The organism is Marinobacterium mangrovicola (genome assembly GCF_004339595.1).
GTDB classification, from domain to species: domain Bacteria; phylum Pseudomonadota; class Gammaproteobacteria; order Pseudomonadales; family Balneatricaceae; genus Marinobacterium_D; species Marinobacterium_D mangrovicola.
Window position 1 is genome coordinate 18,251 of record NZ_SMFU01000013.1, and the last position, 22,881, is coordinate 41,131.

18 protein-coding genes are annotated in these 22,881 nt (G+C 51.7%); 4 read left to right on the forward strand and 14 right to left on the reverse strand.

The genetic code is table 11. The features are described 5' to 3' along the window. The 5 genes from CLV83_RS19755 to CLV83_RS19775 all read right to left on the reverse strand — a co-directional run bounded on the left by CLV83_RS19755 (position 1) and on the right by CLV83_RS19775 (position 5,229). Complete coding sequence (locus tag CLV83_RS19755) at positions 1–1,119, reverse strand: FAD-dependent oxidoreductase (RefSeq protein WP_132296788.1); 1,119 nt, start codon at positions 1,117–1,119, stop codon at positions 1–3. 38 nt (positions 1,120–1,157) lie between these two features. Beyond that, on the reverse strand, positions 1,158–2,132 hold the full coding sequence (locus CLV83_RS19760; protein WP_132296791.1) for a phosphotriesterase family protein: 975 nt from the start codon (positions 2,130–2,132) through the stop codon (positions 1,158–1,160). Next, positions 2,129–3,190 (reverse strand): phosphotriesterase family protein, encoded by a 1,062-nt coding sequence (locus tag CLV83_RS19765; protein ID WP_207894973.1) that lies wholly within the window; start codon positions 3,188–3,190, stop codon positions 2,129–2,131. The genes CLV83_RS19760 and CLV83_RS19765 overlap by 4 nt, the downstream gene beginning before the upstream one ends. Positions 3,191–3,386: 196 nt before the next feature. Beyond that, entirely contained in the window at positions 3,387–4,127 is a 741-nt protein-coding gene (locus CLV83_RS19770; protein ID WP_165900364.1) for a GntR family transcriptional regulator, read from the reverse strand. 58 nt (positions 4,128–4,185) lie between these two features. Next, on the reverse strand, positions 4,186–5,229 hold the full coding sequence (locus CLV83_RS19775) for a CobW family GTP-binding protein (RefSeq protein ID WP_132296800.1): 1,044 nt from the start codon (positions 5,227–5,229) through the stop codon (positions 4,186–4,188). 573 nt (positions 5,230–5,802) lie between these two features. On the opposite strand from CLV83_RS19775, the gene CLV83_RS19780 reads away from it, so the two are divergent. Continuing rightward, positions 5,803–6,777 carry a nuclease-related domain-containing protein gene (locus CLV83_RS19780; RefSeq protein ID WP_132296803.1) on the forward strand — a complete coding sequence of 325 codons (975 nt, stop codon included), beginning with the start codon at positions 5,803–5,805 and terminating at the stop codon, positions 6,775–6,777. Positions 6,778–6,951: 174 nt separating this feature from the next. Here the strand turns inward: CLV83_RS19780 and CLV83_RS19785 are convergent, their stop codons facing one another. Continuing rightward, entirely contained in the window at positions 6,952–9,732 is a 2,781-nt protein-coding gene (locus CLV83_RS19785; protein ID WP_207894974.1) for a UvrD-helicase domain-containing protein, read from the reverse strand. A 233-nt stretch (positions 9,733–9,965) separates the two neighbouring features. On the opposite strand from CLV83_RS19785, the gene CLV83_RS19790 reads away from it, so the two are divergent. Together CLV83_RS19790 and CLV83_RS19795 are read left to right on the forward strand one after the other, a co-directional pair. Next, positions 9,966–10,274, forward strand: coding sequence for an NINE protein (locus CLV83_RS19790; RefSeq protein ID WP_132296806.1), 309 nt, complete (start codon positions 9,966–9,968; stop codon positions 10,272–10,274). Between the two features lie 182 nt (positions 10,275–10,456). Further along, positions 10,457–11,128 carry an SOS response-associated peptidase gene (locus CLV83_RS19795; RefSeq protein WP_132296809.1) on the forward strand — a complete coding sequence of 224 codons (672 nt, stop codon included), beginning with the start codon at positions 10,457–10,459 and terminating at the stop codon, positions 11,126–11,128. A 137-nt stretch (positions 11,129–11,265) separates the two neighbouring features. On the opposite strand, the gene CLV83_RS19800 is transcribed toward CLV83_RS19795, so the two are convergent. From CLV83_RS19800 to ttdA, 6 genes are all read right to left on the reverse strand, one after another. Continuing rightward, complete coding sequence (locus CLV83_RS19800; protein WP_132296812.1) at positions 11,266–12,426, reverse strand: IS30 family transposase; 1,161 nt, start codon at positions 12,424–12,426, stop codon at positions 11,266–11,268. Positions 12,427–12,521: 95 nt separating this feature from the next. Continuing rightward, positions 12,522–13,370 (reverse strand): isocitrate lyase/PEP mutase family protein, encoded by an 849-nt coding sequence (locus CLV83_RS19805; protein ID WP_132296815.1) that lies wholly within the window; start codon positions 13,368–13,370, stop codon positions 12,522–12,524. Between the two features lie 225 nt (positions 13,371–13,595). Next, the gene (locus tag CLV83_RS19810) at positions 13,596–15,827 is read right to left on the reverse strand and encodes a TRAP transporter permease (protein WP_132296818.1); all 2,232 of its coding nucleotides are present in this window, start codon (positions 15,825–15,827) and stop codon (positions 13,596–13,598) included. Between the two features lie 84 nt (positions 15,828–15,911). Beyond that, the gene (locus CLV83_RS19815; protein WP_132296821.1) at positions 15,912–16,889 is read right to left on the reverse strand and encodes a TAXI family TRAP transporter solute-binding subunit; all 978 of its coding nucleotides are present in this window, start codon (positions 16,887–16,889) and stop codon (positions 15,912–15,914) included. A gap of 79 nt (positions 16,890–16,968) precedes the next feature. Continuing rightward, a complete protein-coding gene (ttdB, locus tag CLV83_RS19820) occupies positions 16,969–17,577 on the reverse strand; it encodes a L(+)-tartrate dehydratase subunit beta (protein WP_132296824.1) in 609 nt (202 codons plus the stop codon). Further along, positions 17,574–18,473 carry a L(+)-tartrate dehydratase subunit alpha gene (gene ttdA, locus CLV83_RS19825; protein WP_132296827.1) on the reverse strand — a complete coding sequence of 300 codons (900 nt, stop codon included), beginning with the start codon at positions 18,471–18,473 and terminating at the stop codon, positions 17,574–17,576. Before ttdA ends, ttdB begins: the two co-directional genes overlap by 4 nt. 134 nt (positions 18,474–18,607) lie before the next feature. Here ttdA and CLV83_RS19830 point away from each other — a divergent pair, with 134 nt between their 5' ends. Then, a complete protein-coding gene (locus tag CLV83_RS19830; protein ID WP_132296830.1) occupies positions 18,608–19,519 on the forward strand; it encodes a LysR family transcriptional regulator in 912 nt (303 codons plus the stop codon). Positions 19,520–19,909: 390 nt separating this feature from the next. Here the strand turns inward: CLV83_RS19830 and CLV83_RS19835 are convergent, their stop codons facing one another. Together CLV83_RS19835 and CLV83_RS19840 are read right to left on the reverse strand one after the other, a co-directional pair. Beyond that, the gene (locus tag CLV83_RS19835) at positions 19,910–21,142 is read right to left on the reverse strand and encodes a Zn-dependent hydrolase (RefSeq protein ID WP_132296833.1); all 1,233 of its coding nucleotides are present in this window, start codon (positions 21,140–21,142) and stop codon (positions 19,910–19,912) included. A gap of 159 nt (positions 21,143–21,301) precedes the next feature. Beyond that, complete coding sequence (locus CLV83_RS19840; protein ID WP_132296836.1) at positions 21,302–22,747, reverse strand: alanine/glycine:cation symporter family protein; 1,446 nt, start codon at positions 22,745–22,747, stop codon at positions 21,302–21,304. Positions 22,748–22,881 lie beyond the last annotated feature (134 nt).

The window sequence follows — 22,881 nt, forward strand, 5'->3', positions numbered from 1 at the left end:
TCAGCTCCGTGCGGCAATCTGGCCCTGGTGCTGATTGGGGAAGACATCGTTGACCTCATCTTCGCTCCAGCCTTGGCGGGACTCGTGTTGTAGGACGTCTGTTACGGGCTTGCGATTTGCCTGATAGTGCGAAAGTGCGTCAGAAACAGAATTGGCCTCTTTGAGGGAGTCAGCGAGAGCCCCAGCATCGAGAACAGCAGAGTTGGCGCCCTGACCTTGGTGATGGCACATTGCATGAGCTGCATCGCCAACCAGAACCACTGAGTTAGAATGCCAGTTATCAACCGGGTCGATATCGTAAACGGCGCGCAGGTTAACCTGGTCCATATCAAGACCTTCGGTGATATCTATCAAGCGCTGATCAAAGCCCTCGACCACTTTAAGTAACTGCTCTTTACTCGAAACCGGTGCCGGCGTGGAGTCGGTGGCGAGGCAGGTAACGTCAAAAGACACCTCGTTACGATGGAGCAGCGGGAGCAAATAAATCTTGGTCCCACGCCCCATGTACATACGCAGATTTCCGTCGTCCACCAGACCATAGGTGTCAGCCATAGGTATCACTACTCGGTAAGCGTGCTCACCAGCAAAAACAGGGGGCTTATCACTAAACAACTGATTACGAACTTGAGAGCGAATACCATCAGCACCAACAATTAAATCAGCATTCACTGTTACTCCATTGTCAAACACAGCGGTAGCACTAGAGCCGTTATCAATGATCTTGCTGAGGCGGTGCCCAAGTTTCACCATTCCTGCCGGCAGCACGTTCAGCAAAGCATCAATAAAGTCACCGCGGTGGACAAAATGGGTATCAGCAGAAAAAGCGTCTTTTTCGGGCCACTCTTCCATAGCAATGCGCTGGCTATCTGCGGTCAGAATTTCAAAATAATCACTTGGTGAAGTTACCGCATCAATCGCATCAAATATCCCAAGCTGGCGGAACTGGTCCATAGTTGAGGGACGTAACCCAATACCTGCCCCTACCTCCTTAACCTCTTGCGCTTGCTCATATACAGTGACTTTTGCGCCCATCAGATGGAGAGCATATGCAGTAGTTGCACCGGCATACCCAGCACCGATTACAGCTACATTTAGGTCTTTTAAGGCTTCTGGTTTCATGTTTTTCTCCAGTCTTATTGTTTTCGTTACTTCGGCTGTTAATCGGAGATCGGCTGCAACGTCAGGAAGTCTGCTGTGTTGTGCACAAATAGCTGATCGATTAAAGAATCATCGATACCTTCCTCGCGGAGGTCTGGAATCAGTTGTTCAAATAGGTAGTTAACAGTGTGTCCCTTCACACCCGGCCAGCCGAGCGGAGAGCAGTTCGCATCTGCCGACGCAAGAACTTGATCGACCAAACCACTGTTGATGAAACGAAGGAAATGCTTGAGGCGTTCCGCACGAGCCCTCCCCCAAAATGGCGGATCAGGCAATTCCAGGTCGTAGCCAAAAGTATCAAAACCAATTCGACCGCCTGCATCGAGGAGGGCTTTTTCGTTGATCTTGCCTTGGCTTACGCCATCATCTGCATGCCCAAACAACACCCGATGGCAAGGAAGGCCCTCTTCAGCAAAAATGTTCAAAGCAGGTTCACAGTCGACCGCTAGATGAGTAAAAATCGGCGCCCCTGTAATCTTTGATGCCCTGGCAGCGGCACGATAAATACGTAGATCCAGCTCCTTCATTTTAAAACCACGGCTCACGCCGACTTTGATGATCCCGGCTTTTGCCCCGGAGTCACCGATACCCACGGTGATCTCGTGAACAAACTGATCAGTCAAATACTCGACACTTGCTCTCTCAAAGAAAGGTAGAGCGGTATCGCCACCGACAAAGCCAGTACTGGCCACAATGTGCACACCGGTCTTTGCCGATAGAGATTTGTAGTAATCGATATCCCGGCCATTGCAGATACCAGTAGCTTCTACAAAAGTTGCTGCGCCCCACTTCTGCGTGTTTTCGTGGAATTTCCGCAGCTTAGGTACTGTCTCTTCATAACGCTCTTCGGGTGTTTTCCACCAGCGACTGTCGAGTTCACAACCCGGCATTCCGTAACCTATATGCTCATGAATGGCAACGAAGCCGAGTTCCGCAGCCGAAATAGTGCCAAGCACTGTGTTAACGCGAGTCATTTAACTTCTCCACTTACACTCAGCAGGTGCGCTGCGTTGGTGGTCAGCATCATTGCGACGTTTTCTTCGGATACCCCTGCATCCAGCAGCATGGGGACAAAGTGAGTAAGGACATTACTGTATGGAAGGTCATTGCCAGGCTCGCCAAACGACACGCCTGTGGCACTTGAAGACAGAGTAATGCGATCTACATAGCCCGCATCGATCAGCTCCTTAACCAAAGCAACACGCTCTGAATCATCAAGGTAATTTGAAGAGGTGGACCCTATGTGATCGATACAAACATGAGCACCGGCATTAACGACCTGCATAGGCCAGCCATTTTCCACGGCGTCACGACGATCCATTCCTGCCATAACAATTCGCTGCAAGTCGAGAGATTCATCACGGGCTAGCTGCATCTCAGCGATAGCATCAGACCCACACCGGATAAAAACTGGCACCCCATATGCAGCCCCTGCACGAGCAGCGCCGCGAACTAAGCTGGCATCAGTGGGTGTCATCCCTTCCTCTGTAACAGCGGTACAAATCATTCCAGCTGGAGCTCGGCGCTCCAGACGGGGAACGACCATGCCGTCGTTCACCTCACGGCCAAAGAGTTCGGCGAACTTTTGCGCTGGCCACGGAGTAGGTGGATTGGTCTGCGGTGTTAGGAAGTATCCGCCAAGCATAGCCTCCGGCCCCTGGCCCGTGGTGGCGACGATATGAACACCAGTGGCACGCGATAAAGCTTCATACAAACGTAGGTCGCGACCGTGAAACATACCGGTAGCATCAACGATTGTTCCACCACCTGCCGCCTTGAACTCCAGAAGCTTAGCTTCCAGTGCATCAAAGACATCAGCACGATCAATCCTGATGTCGTAAGCGTATTCCGCTCCCGGCAAGACATTCATCAACGATTCACTGAGAAGCGTCACGCCCAACTCATTGGAGCGGACGGAACCAAGCACGGTATTGACTGACGCCACGGTGGGGTTGTTGGAAGGGCGATCGAGAAAGAGAGATGTAAACGGCGGGACCGACTCAGATGCCCCCTTGCTGTGTTTAAGGCACATATCGACCTCCTTGAAGCATGGAAGAACCATGCATCCCCCAAGCAAAGAGTAAAGTCATGTCATTCAAGCGGAGACTCCTTCTTATTATCCGGACCGAGTCGAATCAGCCTATCATTATATTGTTATAACAATAGACCAAAAACTCGTCTCATTTGTCATATTGTTATGACAATATATTCCACAGAAAAACGGCCTGTCAACCGCCAAGGCCAAACGAATACTTAAAGTCTTCTGCGCGATGCACCGCACGCCTCCATCCTCCTGGTTGCCCATCATCGGTGTACATCGTTGTCTCGGCGACAAGAACCGGTGTCCCTACACTCAATTCCAAAGCTTCAGCTTCTTCCTCGTTCGCACCGGAAGCCCAGATGTTCTGCGTTCCCTTTGTGAATTTCAATCCAAGCTTTCGCTCGATCAAACCAAATACAGAACCTAGACGCTCAAGTTCTTCTATCTCTGGAAAAAAATCTGGCGGCGTATAGAGGTAGCTCGAAACCCAGGCAAGAGGCGTACCTTTAACGAAAATTACCCGTTTGAGGTGCAGCATTTTCGCCGACTTCCCAAGACCAAGAGCTTCCGTAACCTCCTCAGGTGCCTCGACCCGTTCAAGCCCAACAATCCGAGAGTTCGACTTTAACCCCTGCTCTGCCAAGTATTTACTAATTCCACCAAGCTCCATAGCAGGAGGTAGGCTGACATTGAGACGACGAACTGGAAAAGTACCTTTAGCCCTGTGCCGCACTACATATCCCTCATCCTCCATCTCCTTCAAAGCTTGCCGAATCGGTGCTCGACTAACCTGAAAACGCTTCATCAGCGTATTCTCGGTGAGAACAAGCTCGGATACCTTATCGATATCCCTCATCTCGTGAATAAGGATTTCCTTGATCTGACTGTACAGTGGTACCGAAGAGCTGCGGTCGAGTAGACGATTCATTACGTACATTCTGTAGCGGTTATTAGATTATGCATTTAGCCTTTTAGACGCGCCTCTTTCAAGCGAGAGATGCATCTAATCCTTCTTGCAGTATTTTGTTAGGTAGATCCACCCCAATAAACACCATTTTACTTTGCCGTACTTCGTCTGGCTTCCACTCTGGACCGAGATCGCTCCCCATAACTTGATGTACACCTTGGAAAATGACTTTCCGGTCTGTTCCCTTCATGTCCAATACCCCCTTATAGCGCAGCATTTTTGGCCCATGCACTTCAACAACGGCACCGAAAAAATCTTCAAGACGAGTAGGGTCGAAGGGTCGATTCGCCCTGTAGACGAAGCTTTTGACATCATCATCGTGATGGTGGTGACTACCATGCTCATGCTTATGCGAGGAATGACCACACTGCTCATCGTGATCATGATGACTGTCCGCCCCGCCTTCCTCGCTGAGAAAGTTCGGGTCGATATCAAGTTTGGCGTTAAGGTTAAAGCCTTGCAGGTCTAGAACCTTTGTTAATTGTGTTTCACCAAAGTGCACAGCCTCGACAGGCGCCCTTGGATTCATTTTTTTGAGTCTGGGAATTAGAGCATCCAACACTTCCTCATCCACAAGATCTGATTTACTGACAAAAATCTGGTCTGCAAAACCAACCTGTCTACGCGCCTCTTGACGATCGTTGAGCTGTTGAGCTGCATGTTTAGCATCTACGAGCGTGATTATGGAATCCAGCATATAGCTCTCGGCTACATCCTCATCCATGAAAAAAGTCTGAGCTACTGGGCCAGGATCGGCAACTCCCGTCGTTTCAATGATGACCCGATCAAAATCCAGCAAGCCATCATGCCTTTTCGCCGCGAGCATCGTCAGCGTCTCGCGCAGATCTTCTCGAATGGTGCAACAGATGCAGCCATTACTCATCTGAATTATCTGCTCTTCGCTGTCAGCTATGAGGATATCATTGTCTATATTCTCCTCGCCGAATTCGTTTTCGATGACAGCGATTTTCTGCCCATGAGCCTCGCTGAGGACTCGCTTGAGCAGAGTGGTTTTACCCGACCCAAGAAAGCCTGTAAGTATCGTGGCCGAAATAATCTTCATATTCACCCCTACCAATCATCATATTATTATAACATTACCAATCGCACCGTATGCGACTTCCAAGCGTAATGCGATGCATAATCGCAGGTCAACAGAATCAAGCTTTGTAACGCCCCCCGGATCCGCTCAATGCTGCGTAGCAAAATTTCAACCTAGATTCGATCACAAACGTTCCAGCTACCGCGCCCATGGCGAGGAGATGACATATCTACTCTCGACACCTTAAGCTCAAACATGTTTACAAGCTAAGTCGTAGGCGGAGTCGAGGTATCAGCGAGTTTCTGATTTCAGAGGGGGGGGCGGCGGCCGCTATCTGGTCCGTATACTAATCAAAGAGTCCGATCTTATCTGCAATTAACCGGGGCCGAGCTACTGACTATGCCGATATATCTAATATGGGCAGTTGTACCAAAGGCGGTTTTGACCACTTTGGTCCACTTTCAAACTCTTGGGCACCGGAGCATCGTCTGCTGGCCGGCCATCAAACCCAAATAAGAGCATTGACCATAGGCTTCTCAACTAGCTGAATACCTATAAAATAACCATCTGTCTCATTCATGACACGGAGACGTCATGCCAATTGTTACATCGAAACAGGACAAAGCCTTCGCCGATGTCCGACAAGTTGCAGGCGACAAACAAGAGCGCGATGTCGCCTTCTACTTACGACGAGCGTTTAAGGACCGTGAAGATATCTATGTGTTTAACGATTACGCCTTTCGCTACAAGGGTGAAAATGCACAGATAGATCACCTTATCGTGCACAAGTACGGGTTCATGCTCCTAGAGTCCAAAAGTATCTACGGTGAGGTCAAGGTCAACTCGACCGGCGAGTGGTCTCGTAGCTACAAAGGCCTTTGGTCGGGCATCGCCTCTCCAATCAAGCAGGCTGAGTTGCAGCAGAAGCTGCTCAAGCAGATGTTGAGTGACAATGTTGAGCAGTTTCTAGGCAAAATGCTATTGGGTATTCAACAGGGTGTAGGGGGACGAAAATGGGATACTCTTTGTGTTGTCTCCAATTCTTGTATTCTTCATCGCGACAACATTCCATCCAATATCAACGCTCAGATCATTAAAAGTGAAGCCGTCGCCGAAGCGGTTGAAAAAGTCGGTGGTAAGGGGTTTCTCAAGGCGTTTATAGATACCTCACCAGCATTTTCAAAAGAAGAACTAGAGCAAATCGTAGAGCATCTGTTGAAGCAAACCGCTTCAGCACCAGAGCTACGTAAAACCCCTTCGGCCCCCGAAGAGCCCAATGCACCTGAGCCAGCAGAACCTGTCCAACCGGCTCCAGTTGTCGATTCCAACGCTTCCCGACACCTCAAATGCAAAAAGTGCGGTGAAGCCAACCGTTTGACAGGCTGCTACGGAAAATATGGCTATTACGTAAAGTGTGATCTCTGCGGTACGAACACGTCAATGCGGATAGCTTGCACACAATGCGGCGGTACAGATGTCAAAATAACCAAGAATAAGAATCAGTATTGGGCGAACTGTGCATGTTCTGAGCCCGTACTGCTTTTCAAGCAATCGAATCTTGGTGAATAGTTAGGAGCCTCCTTGGCAAACCAATCCGCAAGCGGTTATCTCAACCAAGGAGGCTCGGCACTTGTGCCGTCACCTTAAACACTCGATGGGAGTAGCACAGCGGGACAATACTCCTAACCTGATTAGATATCATTTGTCTTAACCTGGCTTCTGCGCATGACTCAGACGATGCTTTTATACACTGACGGTATAACGACAAACCGGAAATTCGCTACACCCCATAAATTTACTGCCGTCCTTGGCCGAGCGTTGAACCATGTGACCTTTGCCACAATCGGGGCACAGTTCTAGCGGACTGCCGTCGAGGTTCTCAAGGCAGATATTCTCTCCCCCTATCTGTATTAGCTCATCAATATATCGGGACCTTCGCGCTTGATTAGTAAGCATGAATACCCCTCTGCTTGCCCGGGTCAATGCTACATAAAATAAGCGGCGTTCCTCCGCATATGGATAGGTCTCTGGAAACGGAATCACTAGTTGCAGCAGTTCATCATCTTCAATGCGACTGGGCACACCAAAGTTGCCTTCACTCACATCCAACAATACGGAGTAATCAGCTTCTAGCCCCTTCGCTCGGTGAAATGTCATGCAACGCACTTCAATGTATGAGAAGACAGGCACCTTCCCCTGAAACGGGTTTTGCATGTTGTATCGTGATAGCACGAGCACACTGAGCTTAGGTTTTGCCTTGGTCTGCCACTTAGGAGCGATCTTGGCCGCAAAGCTGTTAAGCCTGTTGAGCATCTGGTGACAGGCCTTGTCCATGCTGGGCTTATCCCACACGACCTTTACCGGAATGACCCTGATGGAACGCGGTATTGCTGGGCGAACCGACTGAACCTCTTTCGCCATCTGTTCAGGGTTTCTCTGCACAAAATCTGCTGCGACGCCTGCGATAAGCTGATTGCAGCGGTAGGTCTGTTGCAACCGCCCTATCCAGCTGGCACCGAACTGCTCCTCAAACTCGGTGAACAGCGTTATGTCCGATCCTGCAAACCGATAAATGGACTGCCAGTCGTCACCAACTGCAAATACCTTTGTAAAAAGCCGTTGTGCACGCAGGGCCTTGATGAGCTTCGCGCGCGGTGCGGAGATATCCTGGAACTCGTCGACCAAGATGAGCTTGAATGGGCTGGTGTAACGCCCGTTTTCAATCAGTTTGACGGCATCGCCAATCATGCCCTCAAAGTCGATGCGCTGAGCCTCATCCAGCTTCTGTGAATAGGCCTGGGCCAATTGCCAGACGGCGCGGGCAAATCTATCGGCACGTGCCCTGTGCTTCAGCGCCTTAGAGCGCTCGACCAACATCTCCTGAGTCAGCTGGGCTGAACGGATATGCTTGATACAGACGGAGACCAGATTGTGGTATCGCCTAATAACATCGGGCTCCAGAGCTTTCAGAATCTCATCAGGGTGACGAGGAACCGGTTTGATGGCGCGCTTACGGAGCTGCGCCTCTAGGACTTCCAGCAGCGTATCATCAGTTGCTTGCGCGCTGATCGTTTCAAAGAAGTCGATCTTAGCGTGGCGATACCCTTCACGCTTCTCTTGGGCTTGTTCGACGTAGTTCTCAAATGGAGAAGTACCATCCTGGTTGATAGCAAAGTGCTCATGATAGGTATCGATTTGGGGATAGTAGAAATCAGGCTGTACATAGAGTGCATCGCTTCCTTTCCCTTCGATTTCCACTTGGCGTTCGTACTCGAACGGAATTGAGTTCAACCACAGCCAGTTCGCAATACGTTGCTCCTGAAGCGATCTCACGTAGATACCAGAGAGCGTTGAAATAGTGCCACCATCATGTTGGGCACGGTCGCTTACGTACTGCCGGTAATCTTCCTCGGAGTCGAACACCTCGACCGGAATATCCGCCTTGGGATAAAGCGCCAACAACTCGGTCCATAATCGCTGAAATGCCGGGTTACTCAGCCGCAAGTCATCGATGAGTTGTTCTATTATTTGTGACTCCCCGGCAGGGTGCTCCGCCCAATTTGCCAGCTGGGGAGGCTTACCCTCAACCTGTTCAATGATACGGCGCCCGAGAGCATGAAAGGTGGATACCTGACAGCGCAGATCTGAAGTGCTGACCTTGAGCTGCTTCGCCAAACGCTCACGGAGCTCTTTTGCAGCATCGTTGTTAAAGGCGAGCAAAAGAATCTCTTCAGGCCGATAAAGCCCTTTATCCAAGACGTAGGCTACCTTGCCGACCATGGTGGCGGTCTTTCCTGAGCCAGCGGACGCTACCAGCAGGTTGTTGTCCTCAAGACGAATACAGGCTTCACGCTGTTCGTTAGAGAGTGAGCGGCCATCCAGGTCACTGAAGAAGCTGTCGAACCGTAGCAGCTCTGAACTAACGAAATGCTCGTTGTAACGCTGACGCTCACCTGGATCGACCAGCATGGATAATGAAGCTGGGAATTGCTCTACAAGGGACGTCGGCAACTGCTCGACCTTGAATAATGGATGCGAGATCGCTCTGGCAGCTTCACCCGGTACGGTGGAAATCGTCTGGTTAATATCAGCGAGAGCGAGGTACTGATGACCGTTCCGGGTCAGCGTTTGAATCGCCTCATCGATTTCAATCAGCTGAGCCTTGTCGGCTTCAATCGCAGTGATCAGATGCTCATTAATAGCCCCAAGAAGCATCGTAGATAGCTTTTCGGCAGCTTCACGACTGAGACCACCCAACACGTCGGTTCGGTTCTGCGAGCGTATTTCTACAGCTGACCAAAGCAGCCCTTTAGTGATGTCGATCGCTGCGATGGTATCGAACGGCAATTCAACGCTTTGCTGAAGAGACAAGAACAGCCGGCCTGGCGTCCGAGGGTCGAAGGTCAACTTCCATTTTTGGGGTAAAAATAATCGCGCCCAAAACCCCGGTTTGACCGTGAGCTGTTTTGATACCAAAGGGGATGCCCTATCTCCATGCTGAACGGCGCCGATAGTATCATTCAACGCTTCGGGTGTTTACCAAGTCCCCCTTCATCAGGATGTGCGAACCGACCTCCATCCACACATACCTATGCTAGCCGCAAGAAAGCCCGCTAGTCTCATTAAGAATGATTGCCAGCAAAAGAACAAACGCAAGAGACAACATTTGGAGAGGCTTCAATTTTTACTGTATGTTTATACAGATCCATGGATAGATTATTATTAAAAAAAGTTGAGCTTTGGGGGGAACACAGACGATGGTTGATAAAGTCACATTCCAGAAAGAGAACTCTCTGCGCAACAAGAGCACTGCTTACATGCTGCTCCTGTTTGCAGGTGTTGTCGGTGCTCATCGATATTACTTAGGCCGCCGGGTCTCTGCTGTCATTATGACTCTTTTGGGAATTGCAGCCGTGTATGCAGTCTTGAACGAGCTACTTGGCTGGCAAATCTTATTGGCGGCAATATTTCTGTGGTGCTTGCTAGACGTGCCTTACATCTATCATGTCATCCGCCAACGGCGCAGAGAGGTCTACGATCTGAAGCCTCGCATCACCATCTATTAAGCGGCTCAGAAGTAAAGAGTGGATGCACGGTAACCGCTTCCCCTTTCGAGATCCGTGACTCTCAGGATCGTCAAAAGAACTATGCCCTTAGTGGAATCCTAGGCTGGAACATTCAAAATGCCTGGACCCATGGTTACATTTGCTAAGGTACTTAGGATGCTGCCAAAATTTTGGGAGGCTATATGTGTGGCCGCTTCAACGTAATTGATGACCCCTTCACTCAGGATTTGCTAGAGCAGCTAGAAGTTAAGGCTCGTCTAGATACCCAGTACAACATTGCCCCCACCGAAGATATACAAGTAGTCATGCAGGAAGACGGCGCCAACCGTTTACGCCATATGCGTTGGTGGCTGATTCCGTCCTGGGTTAAAGAACCAGGCACAAAATATTCGATGTTCAATGCCAGGGCTGAAACGCTGGAACAGAGCCCTGCATTTCGGGGGCCTTTCAAGCACCAGCGCTGCATTATCCCGGCAAGCTCGTTCATAGAATGGAAGAGTGAAAACGGGCATAAGCATCCTTACTCAATCAGGCCATCCGATCAAGCGTTTGCGTTCGCAGGCCTGTGGGACCATTGGGGGCATGGAGCAGAAAGGATCTACAGTTGCTCAATGATAACGACCGATGCCGTACAGGCCTTTCAAACTATCCATAATCGTCAGCCGGTGATGTTGCCTCGCGACGCCTTCGATCAATGGTTGAATCCAGATATAGAGGGCGACGAACTGATACACCTACTACGGCCCACTTTGCCCTGCGCGCTTGAAGTGCTCGAAATCGACCCCGCAATCAACAACAGCCGGCACAAAAAACAAATTAAGCCGACGGGAGAGCCCTTTCAGATATGGGTTTAAGAGAGGGCAGTTACTAGCGAGCCCAAGAGTCTAAGAGAGCTGCTTGGAGCACCTTCCCGACCTTACGAATGTATTGTCTCATCCAGAAAGCCGACATTCGGTAAAATCTGGTTTAACCGCCGCTACCGGCTGTGGATTCAACTGATCGACGCAACACACTGACTAAACCGTTCTGCCGGGGTATCGTAGTCGAGTGTTTTTCTTGGCCGAGTATTCAGTTGTCTGGCTACTTCATCTAACTCACCTTGTGAGTGAACAGATAGATCGGTTCCTTTCGGTAAGTATTGTCTGAGCAACCTGTTTGTATTTTCGTTGGATCCTCTTTGCCAAGGGCTTTGTGGGTCACAGAAGTACACCTGTATATCCGTGGCCACAGTGAACTTTTGGTGCGACGCTAATTCTGAACCTCTGTCCCAGGTTAGTGACTTATAAAGCTCTTTGGGGAGGCTTTGTGACTGTCTTACAAGCTCTGGGACCACTTCGTCGGTTTTGCGACCGTTCACTTTTACCAATAACACATACCTAGAATGCCTCTCTACCAGTGTGGCCACATAGCTGTTCTTCGAACCAGCTATCAGGTCACCCTCCCAATGGCCAGGGACTGCCCGGTCCTCAACTTCCGGTGGTCTTTCGTGGATAGATACGGCATCTACTATCTTCCCGAGTCCCTTTTGCTTCAGTGAAGCTGTCTTGGCCCGTCGGATTGATCTTTTGGAGCGTAGATAAGCCTGAAGCTCCTTTTTTAGTGCTCCCCGACTTTGTATAAACAAGGTCTTGTAGATGTTTTCGTGTGACACATGAAGATGCTCGTGTTGGGGCAGTTTCCGTTTGAGCCAGCCGGCAATTTGCTGAGGTGACCAGCGTTCCCTGAGTTTTATTTCAACGACAGCACAAAGCCCTACGTTAGAAGCCAGTTTACATGTCTTAGGCCTAAGCGCTTTGCGCAGCGCCTCCTGATCTGCACTTACGGCTCTGTATAGATGTGCACCACCGTTACGCGTTACTTCACGGCTGATAGTAGATGGGGCTCGCCCCAATTTAGCTGCGATTTGTCGAAGCGAACAGCCTGCAACCAAACCTCGAGATATTTCCTCGCGCTCGACCAGGGTTAGGGCTCGAGCAGATCGCTTCCGTTCAGAAGGACGAATCCCTCCGGTACGAGCCAAGAGCTGATGAATGGATGAAGAGGGTCGGTGAAAAAGCCTACCAATGTCCTTAAGAGAAACGCCTTCATTCCAGCGATCCCAGATGACTTTCCGTTGATCTTCGCTGTAGAAAATCCTTTTGCGCCGCTGCATGGATGCCTCCATCGTTTAGAGCCTACGATAGAGTGTTGCGATCACCAATTGAATCCACAGCACTAAGCGGACATTAGTAGTTTGTTCGGCCCTTATTATTCAGATATATCCAAATAACGTCTTACTGAACTATCGAAACGCTCCTGTTCAGTGTATTTGCCAATCAGCGACCTATAATGAAGGTCATCCGCCGATACCGGCTTACCTGCCAGGCTCGACAGTGCGTGGTACGCGGCGACGATAGACGCCTCGAACGGCGTATGCCCGCTCAACAGCAGCTTTACGTTGCAGTTCTTGTAGTGCTCATTGGTCAGCGTATTTTTCTTGCCATAGGTGATGAGCATCTTCGGTTTGTCGCTGCCCCGGGAGATAAATTCCAGCTGCTCGGGATCGGTCACACCTGCCAGGCAGATGCCGTCAACGCCAGCATCGGAGTACTGGAACACCCGCTCCGCAACGGCTTCAAGTTCTTCTCCGGCGACCACCTGGGTTCGGGCGATAATACCAAAGCGGTCCGAGCTTCTCGCATCCAGCGCCGCGGCTAGTTTATCGAGCTGCTCCCGAGGAGAGATCAGCTTGGTCTTGGTTTGGCCGTATGAGATTGGCAGCTTGGTATCTTCAAGTGTAACGGCACTGGCACCGGCCATCTCCAGCTCGACGACAGTTCTCATGGTGTTAAGCGCATTGCCATAGCCGGCATCGCCATCAACGATGATCTTCAGGCTCGAAGATTGACTCGTACGTTTGACTAGGTCGCACAACTCTGTCGAGGTAAGCAGCATCAGGTCCGGCGTTCCCAGCATACTTAGGGAAGCCACGGATCCCCCGACCATGCCGTAGTTGAATCCCAGATCCACCGCCATCCTGGCAGCGATAGGACAATGCACCGAGGCCAGGACTTCGTAGCCATCTGTCTCTGCAATGGAGTTATAAAACGCAGTCATCGGAAAACCTCTTGAGAAATCTGCTCGTTGCAGGTGCAAGCGTGGATTGTTGAAGCCAGATGCTTAGGGCAACTTCTGAAATAGCGGTGATAAAGGAAAGCGGGACAATGTCATCGATAGGTCGCGACACGTCTAGAAAACACTGGATAAGCGGTCATTCTGTGCCCGGGCATCCCGCCCCAGGCACAGAATCGCCTTCAGTTTAATGCGTCAGCTCATCGCTGCTCAGGCGCCTGCCACGGCAGACTTGGCACCCACCATCTTGCGCAGCAGAAACACCGCAACAGCAAGACTCAGACCAATCAGATCAGTCATCAGCCCACCAGAGATCATCAGGAAGGCCGCAGCCGTCAAGACAAGGCGAATCGCCAGATTTGCGCGGCTACCTATAAACCAGCCCTGAACAGCGCATGCCAGCAAGAAGATACCGAATGCAGCAGTTACTCCTGCTCGCAGCACATCGATGATTTCACCTTCCATAAGCAGAGTGGAGTTATAGAAAAACATGAACGGTACAACAAAGGCCGCGATGCCGATCTTGAACGATGCCATTGAGGTCTTGAGCGGGTTCGCGCCCGAAATACCGGCCGCCGCGAACGATGCCAGGGCCACTGGGGGCGTAATGGCAGAGACCACCGCGAAGTAGAACACGAAGAAGTGGGCAGTCAGCAGTGGAATCCCCAGATCCACCAGACCAGGCGCAACCACCGAGGCTGCAACCGCATAGGCCGCTGTAGTGGGCATTCCCATACCCAGTAGAATCGCGATACACATGGCAAAGAACATAGCGAGTAATTGCGATGTATCCGCCAGGCTCAGCAGCAGGTTGGAGAAACGCGCACCGACACCGGTAAGCGAGATAACACCGACGATAATACCGGCACAGGCACAGACGGCGATGATCTGAATCGACATGTGACCGGCGATCTCGAATGCGCTGTAGACTCGCTTAAGGTTCATGCGATAGGGCGTGAACCAGCTTACGACAACCGCCGCAATCGTGGCCAGGGTACCTGCACGAATAACCGAGTAGCCCAGGAACAGTGCGACGATCAGGATCAGTATCGGCACAAACAGGTATACCTGACGCACCATGGTAGCAACGCGCGGCAGTTCCTCCTTGCGCATCCCTTTCATGCCCATCTTGGCCGCTTCGAAATCGACCATAAAGAAAATCGACACGAAATAGAGGATGGCAGGAATAATCGCCGCGATCGCTATATCCGAGTAGGGAATACCGGTAACTTCCGCCATGATGAAGGCGCCGGCCCCCATGATCGGCGGCATAATCTGGCCACCTGTCGAGGCAGCTGCTTCGATGGCGCCGGCGGTATTTTTCTCGTAGCCGACCTTCTTCATCAGCGGAATGGTCAGCGAGCCTGTAGCAACAACGTTACCGGCAGACGTACCGTTGATCATTCCCATCAGGCCGGATGCGAATATCGCAACTTTCGCAGGGCCGCCTCGCGCCTTACCGGCAACAGCAAAGGCAAAGTTGACGAAGTAATCACCCACTTTGGATGCCTGTAGAAAGGCCGCAAAGATGATGAATAGGATGATATAGGTTGAGGATACCGCCGTGGTCGGCCCCAGTACGCCGGCATCGGTGTAAACCTGGCTGAAGAACCGTTCCCAGGTGATGGCCGGTGAACTCAGGAAGCCGGGTAGAAATTCGCCGACAAACACGTAAACCAGAAACACCGTGGCGATCACGACGAGCGCCATGCCGGCCACTCGACGGGTCAGCTCCATAATCAGGGCCGTACCGGCCACCGCCGCCATGGAAATCCCCACCGGTGCAAAGGGAGTACCGGTCGAGTTGCGCATCAGCGTGCCATAGATGGTGATCAGATAGACAGCCACCGACAGCGCGCAGGCAGCCAGCACAAAGTCGTGGGGCGCAAACCTGCCACGGCTCTGCTTATCGAACCAGGAAAGCATGATCGAACCGGCCGTTGCCACCCACAAAGGCGCCCCGTACAGCCAGATTTCATTGAAACGGATCCCCTTATCGATACCGTTCCACATGGTCCCGGATGCAATTTCCCAGGCAAAATAGAACGCCATGCCCAGTGAGAACAGCGCACTGAGCAGCAGAGGATAGGCGAGAAAGCGTACTGCTTTCGGGCGACTCTGTTCCTCTTCAGGGAATTTGGTTGCCGAGAACATCAGAAAACCCAGTACCAACGCACCCGCCACATGAGCAATACGGAAGTTCCAGGTTTCGATGGGAAAGTCCGGCAGAAACGTGATATCAACCAGGCCACCGGTTAATGCCTTTAAACCCAGTCCATTGAGGGCAAGCATATGAAACGCAGCATAGACGGCTGCGATAAGCGTTATAACCTGGTATGAGCGCCCTTTATAGGTTCTGAGATTGGACTCAACAGGCTCATCATCAACCCCGTGGGCGATGAGGTGGTCTGGCTCTTTAGCCAGATTATTATCGTTATTCATGGCTAGACCTTCGCTTTCTGTAGCGCGAGATTGCATGTTTAAAAAGGCGTGACATCGCGTTAACGATGCCACGCTAAAAGCTGATTACTGATGAATCAATTCCGCTTGGATATTGCCGCCATTTTCATTGAACCAACGTGCAGCGCCCGGGTGCCAGGGCAGAAAGGTGTTTTTATCCCAATGTTCAGGCAGCGTAGTGCGCGCACCTTTATGCGCCTGAACCATCCGCGCGTTGTCTCCCATCACCGCTTTTACCGCTTCGTACACGAAGGGCTCGGGCAGGTCGCAGTTGGCGATGGCAAAGTTCCACATGGATACAGAACGTACCGGCGCATCGATGCTCTTATAGGCTCCGGGTGCGATCTCATAGTTGGTCACAGGGAAGGCCGCAGTGATTTTCTTCTGCTCATCCTCGGTGAACTCAATAATGTTGATATCGGTTTGGACTTCGAGCTGGCTCACCGCCGGTACCGGCACACCGGCCGCAAAGGCAACCACATCAAGTAGGCCATCCTGCAACTGACCACCGAGATCCGACCAGCCTCCGTTACGCCGTTCAAACGTCAGACCCAGCTCTTCCAGCATACGCGGGAAGTAGGTATCGGAGGTGGAACCTGCCGGGCCAAAGCCGATCTTCGCCCCCGCCGGGATGTCGGCCACAGAGGTGATACCGGATGAGGTCAGTGCGGTGATTGAAAACGGCGTCTGGTACATCGGGAACATGGCGCAGGCGTTATCCATCGGCAGACCCGGGGCGATGGCGTTATTACCCTCCATCGACTCACGAGCCGGGCCCAGGGTTGTCATACCGAAATGGTTATCACCGGTATGTACCAGTGCCATATTCTGCATCGGCCCGCCGGTAACCTCGGCGCCGCCTGGCACACCGGTTTCTTCCGACACTATATTGGCCCAGGCGGTACCGTAACCAAAATAGGCACCACCCTGGGAGCCGGTTCCAACGGTAAAGCTTTCCGGCCAGCCGGTTTTGTCAGCCGCCATCAGAGATGTCGATGCAGCCGCTACCGCTACAGAAAGACCAAGGGTTTTAATTATTTTCATAGGTATCTCCAGGTTCACTTTATTTTTAGAATGAAATACTGTGGGTCATGAGAATCGATATTAAATAATCACGCAGACGTTATTTTATGAATTTAACCTGTTCGCTAATTTTTTCTAATACAATCGATTTACGCTCGTTGTAGGTTTTCTTATTGATCTCGAAGATGTTGTTTCCATGTGTATCGATGGAAATAATCAACGGCCCAAAACCTTTTACACGGTTTATCCAGAGCGTTTCCGGCATACCCAAATCTTTCCACTCAGCGCCCTCTATAGCTTCCACCTTGGTCGCTGCAACCACGGCACACCCGCCGGGGAAAACCGCGTGAACTGCCTTGTTTTCCTGGCAGCCTGCGGCGGTTTCCGGGCCCATACCGCCCTTGCCAATGATTAGTTTGACGCCGGTTTTTTCGATAAACTCGCGCTCGAACTTTTCCATACGCATGCTGGTGGTGGGTCCGATGGAGACCATTTCAAAGCTACCATCGTCTTTTTCCCGCACAATTGGGCCTGCATGAAAGATCGCACCGCCGGCAATATCCACCGGCAGTTTCTGGCCATACTCAATCAAACGGCGATGCGCCACGTCCCGGCATGTCACCAGGGTTCCATCCAGGTAAATAACGTCGCCGACTTTAAGGTCTTCCAGATCCTGGGCTGAAATCGGTGTCTTCAGTACCTTCTTCATAGCTGTACATCCTGATGGGAGATAATTTCGTAGGAGAGGTCTGCATTGACCTTGATTTGACCGCGACGGTGCGCCCAGCAGCCGGTGGAAACAGCCACACCGATAGTAGAAGGGTGGCGCGCAGACGATTCGATATTCACACCCATCACGGTGTTGTCGCCGGTGAGCCCCTGAGGTCCGATACCCAGCTCATTAATGCCGTCGGTCAGCAGCTCTTCGAGCAGCGCAGCCTGCTCATTCGCGTTGCGGGCATTTACCGGTTTCAGGATCGCTTTCTTGGAAAGTCGTGCAGCAGTCTCTGCTGAGGTGGAGACACCCACGCCTACAAGAAGTGGCGGGCAGGCGTTGAGGCCGCGGGAGGTCATCACATCGAGAACGAATTCTGCCACACCCTCGTAGCCCTGCCCCGGCATCAATACGGTTGATGCGCCCGGCAATGTACAACCGCCACCTGCCATATAGACATCGATGATGGCGTAGTCTTCGCCCGGAAGAATTTCCCAGTCGAGCCAAGGAATCTTGGAGCCCGTATTCGTGCCGGTATTCTTCTCGACAAACGACTCAACGGCGTTGTGGCGCAGAGGGCCAATTTCGGTTGCCCCCCGGGTCGCCCCTTCCAAAATCGACTCTAGTTCACCCAGCAACGGAAAGGAGGAACCCGCCTGGATGAAATACTGAATAACGCCGGTATCCTGACAGCTAGGACGATCCAGCTTGTCGGCGGCGTCCTGGTTTTCCGCCATCACGTCAAAGATCTCGATCGCCATGGGGTTGGTTTCTTTGGTGCGCAACTCTGCCTGTTTTTCTTTAACGTCTGTTGGAAGACGTTTTCCGATATAGGCCGTGAATTTCGCGAGAGTGTCAGTCAGAGACTGGACTGCGGCTTCTTTCTCCACGCTTGTATCCTCTTCGTGTAGTGTCCCGGCTCCCCTTATAGGAACAAACCGGATGGAACGTGTGGCTATCATAGGAGGTAGAAAGCGTGTAAAAATGCACCAAAAGTAAAAATACAATTTCTTAAAGGTGAAATATGGATGCTGAAGACTCGATGCGATTCTTCGTCAGCCTGGCCCAAAAGCGATCCCTTTCGGGCGCCGCGCAAGAGCTGGACCTGTCCCCGTCCGCAGCGACAAAACGGCTCGCACAGATCGAAGATCGAATGGGGGTAAAGCTGGTTAATAGGACGACAAGGCGTATTTCACTGACACCAGAGGGCGAGATCTATCTTGAGTACGCCCAGAGTATCCTCAGTCAGATGGAGGAGATGCAGGATGTGATTCGCAACCAGTCCGGAACCCCGACCGGCCAACTGAACGTCCACGCCCCACTAGGCTTTGGCAGAAAATATATTGCGCCGCTGGTGTCCGAGTTTGTTTCAGAATACCCCGATCTGGTTGTGCGACTCACCCTAAGCGACAGGCATGTTTCTCCACCGGATGATGCCGTCGACATCCTGATTCGTTTCGGTGACGTACCGGATTCACGTTTAATTGCACGAAAGATTGCGCCAAACAGGCGGTTTATCAGCGCCAGTCCTGGCTACCTGGATAAGATGGGGCGTCCTGCCGTACCACTGGACTTAAGCAGTCACCAAGCGATAGCTCTACGCCAAAATGATGAAACCGCCAACCTCTGGCGGCTAACCAAAGATAACCAGACCCAGGCGGTTCGCGTGCCGGTAAAGCTGAGTACGAACGATGGCCATGTTGCTCTTCAGTGGGCGATCGAAGGACATGGGTTGTTGATGAGAGCTCAATGGGATCTCGCGAAGCACCTAAGAAGTGGTGATCTAGAGCTGGTCCTGCCGGAATATGAAACTCCCCCTGCCGATATTTATGCGGTCTATCTTCAGAAAGCCCGACTCGCTACACGTGTTTCTCTGTTTCTCGATTACCTTGAGGCGTCATTCCTAACCAAGACAACGACTAGTGACTACTGGTAATTCACAGCATGTATCTGAGCAGATGCTGATTTATCTTTAATTTAATTACATAGGTGCACTAGCGATGTAAGCAACTGAAGCTATATCCAGCTAATTCCGAAATGTGCGCCAACTCATTGCCATGACCCGCTTTACCAAAAAATGTCCCACATCATAGCCAATGAGTCGGTAGTTGGCCCAAAGCCGACCGTTAGAAGTGGCTAATATTCGTTGATAGGTGCATCTGAGAGTAGTCCAAACGCGGACATTTCAGTAAGCCTGCTCTGATGACTCCTGCTGCGACTGAGCGGCCATTATTCACGCTGCTCCGTATCTACCAAAAGAGGCTGAAACGGAGGCAGTTGATGGCTGATTCACATCAACCGCCTTTCCCTTCGCTAGCCTCGTATCCTATTCGCCGGCCAGTTTTCGCACCACATTCAGCAGTACATTCGCCCCAGCCTCGATATCATCGGGGCTAGTGTACTCCTCGATGTTATGGCTGAGCCCCTTGACGCTGGGTACGAAGATCATCGCCGTCGGGCAGTTAGGCGCGAAAGCCTGTGCGTCATGGCCAGCGCCGCTTGGCAGGCGTTTTACTCTGTAGCCCTGGCGGTCAGCTTCCATTTCTACCAGGCTGATGAGCCTTTCATCAAAGGGGGTAGGGTCGAACCTGACCAATTGCCGCGTTTGGATAGTGACCCCCTCTTGCTCGGCAATTTCCTCAATAAACTGCTGGAGTCTGCTCTCTGCTTCCTGCAACTTATCATTCTCGGTATTGCGCAGATCGACCGTCATCTTGACGCTGTTGGGGATGACGTTCACCAGGTTTGGCTTCATCTCGATGCAGCCGACGGTCGCCACCTGGTAGCCCCCCATTTCTTTGGCTAAAGCGCGCGCAAAGGTGGCGATAGCCATAGCGGCATAACCAGCGTCATGCCGCATCGCCATCGGAGTCGTGCCGGCGTGGTTGGATACGCCGCTGACAGTGATTTCGGTCCAGGATATTCCCTGCACGCCCTCTACTGCACCAATGGTGAAGCCTTCCTGCTCCAACACTGGTCCCTGTTCGACGTGAAGTTCGATAAAGGCGTGAGCCCGCATGGAACCGCAGGGCTCTGAACCGTTGTAGCCAATCCTCTCCAGCTCCTCACGCAGAATCGTGCCATCCGTTCCTCTGGTATTGAGCACGGATTCAAGCTCAATATGGCCCTGATGCACCATGCTTCCCATCATGTCAGGCGTGAAACGAACCCCTTCTTCGTTGGTGAAAAAACCGATAGCAATCGGACGTCGAGTGCTTATGCCAGCTTCATTGAGGGTCTGCACCACTTCAAGGCCTGCAAGAACCCCCAGGTTGCCGTCATACAACCCACCAGTGGCGACGGTATCGATATGGGATCCCACGAGCACCGGCTTGCCCGGCTGCTGGCCTTCGCGAACAGCCAGCACGTTACCCAGTTGATCAACGCTGATTTTCAGCCCTAGCTCTTTCATCCAGGACACCACCTGGTCGCGTCCTTGTTTGTCTTGCTCAGTGAGCGCGATTCGTGCGGCGCCGCCGCCTGCCAGTGCTCCGCATTGACCCAGTGCTTTGATGCGTTCGATAAGTCGCTGGATGTTGATGTTAGCTGTTTGTGTCATATCACTACCTGTCTGTAAAAGTAACAAGCGTCCCTCTATGCTGGAAAGTAAGCATTAAAAAGGAAGGCGCTTAGGTTTTCCTCTCGAATAATATTGCGGAATATGTCCTTCACTGTGGCCATTGAAGGGGCCAGCAACTCGCCGAACCCCTAGTTGCCGTTAGCGCATCTTTAGTAAGTGCTCTGGACTTCCTTCAGCCAAGCTGCTTGCTTCTTCTGGGTGAACCCACGCGGTTTTATCCAGATCAAGGTCGTTGAACTGGTTGATATCCAGTTGTGGCTCCTCAACACCTTGATTTAGCTGTTGATCATAGTCATTAAGGATGCGTTTTACCGGCTTGATCAGCAGCGCCAACGCGACCAGGTTGATGATGGCCAGCAGGCCCATGGTCAAATCGGCAAAGGCGAACACCGTGCTCAAGTTCTGCGCTGATCCCCAGACCACCAATACCAGGAACAGGAATCGGTAAGCGTTAAAGATCGTTGTTTTTTCCCCGAACATGAAACTCAGGCTGTTTTCCCCTAAGTAGTAGCTATACATCACCGAGGTGAAGGCAAATAGAGCTAGCGCGATACTGACGAAATAAACACCCCATCCACCCACGTGTTCGGCCAACGCATTCTGCGTCAGCGCAACGCCGCCCAAGTCAGTGCCAGACTGATAAATGTCGGAGAGGAGGATGATGATTGCGGTGCAGGTACACAAAATCACGGTATCAACAAACACGCTGAAGGCTTGCAGGATACCCTGCTCTACAGGGTGCTTGACGTAGGAGATGGCTGCGGTATTCGGAGCGCTGCCTAACCCTGCTTCATTCGAAAAGAGGCCTCGTTTAACGCCCATCAAGATGGCCGCACCGACTCCTCCGCCAACGGCTTGCTCCAGACCAAATGCGCTGTTCACAATAAGGCTCAGAATATCCGGCACCGATTCGATATTGGTGCCAATCACCCTAAGGGCAACCACCAGATAACCAATGGCCATAAAGGGAACGACGTATTGAGCCGCATCAGCAATACGGCGCACACCACCAAAGATAATAATGCCGACAACAGCAGCAAGCGCGATTCCGGTTGCATAGGCCGGGATGCTGAAGGCGCTTTCAAATGAAGAGGAGACGGTAAACGACTGTAGGGACGGGAATGCAAAACCAAAGGTCAGCATCAGTAGGACGGAGAACAGATGTGCCATCCATCGGTTCTTCAGGCCGTGTTTGATGTAGAACGCCGGTCCGCCACGGTAACTGCCATCCGGCTCGGTCTGCTTGAACAGTTGAGCCAGGGAGCACTCGTAAATGCTGGTCGCCATACCCATCAGGCCTACGACCCACATCCAAAAAATTGCGCCGGGTCCCCCCAAAGTGATAGCGACAGCAACTCCTGCAATGTTGCCCGCACCAACGCGGCCCGCCACGCTCATAGCGAGCGCTTGGAATGAACTCAGGTGGTTGCCTTCGTGCCGAAAGGATCTCCCAAGCAAGCGAAACATGCGCCCGAAGTAGCGGAACTGAGAGAAGTTGGAAGCGACCGTGAAGGTAACCCCCAAGGCGATCAGTAGGGCGATGAGCACCTTGCTCCATAAAAGATCGGTTATTAGGGACAGCATTTCTTTCTCCACTATTTGTTGTGTGATTTGTTGTTATTGGCTTATCCAACACGAGAGGATTGTCATCATGCTACCGGCCATACGATGGACAGATGCATCGAAGTAACTCACCATTGCGAGGTTATTCACACAAT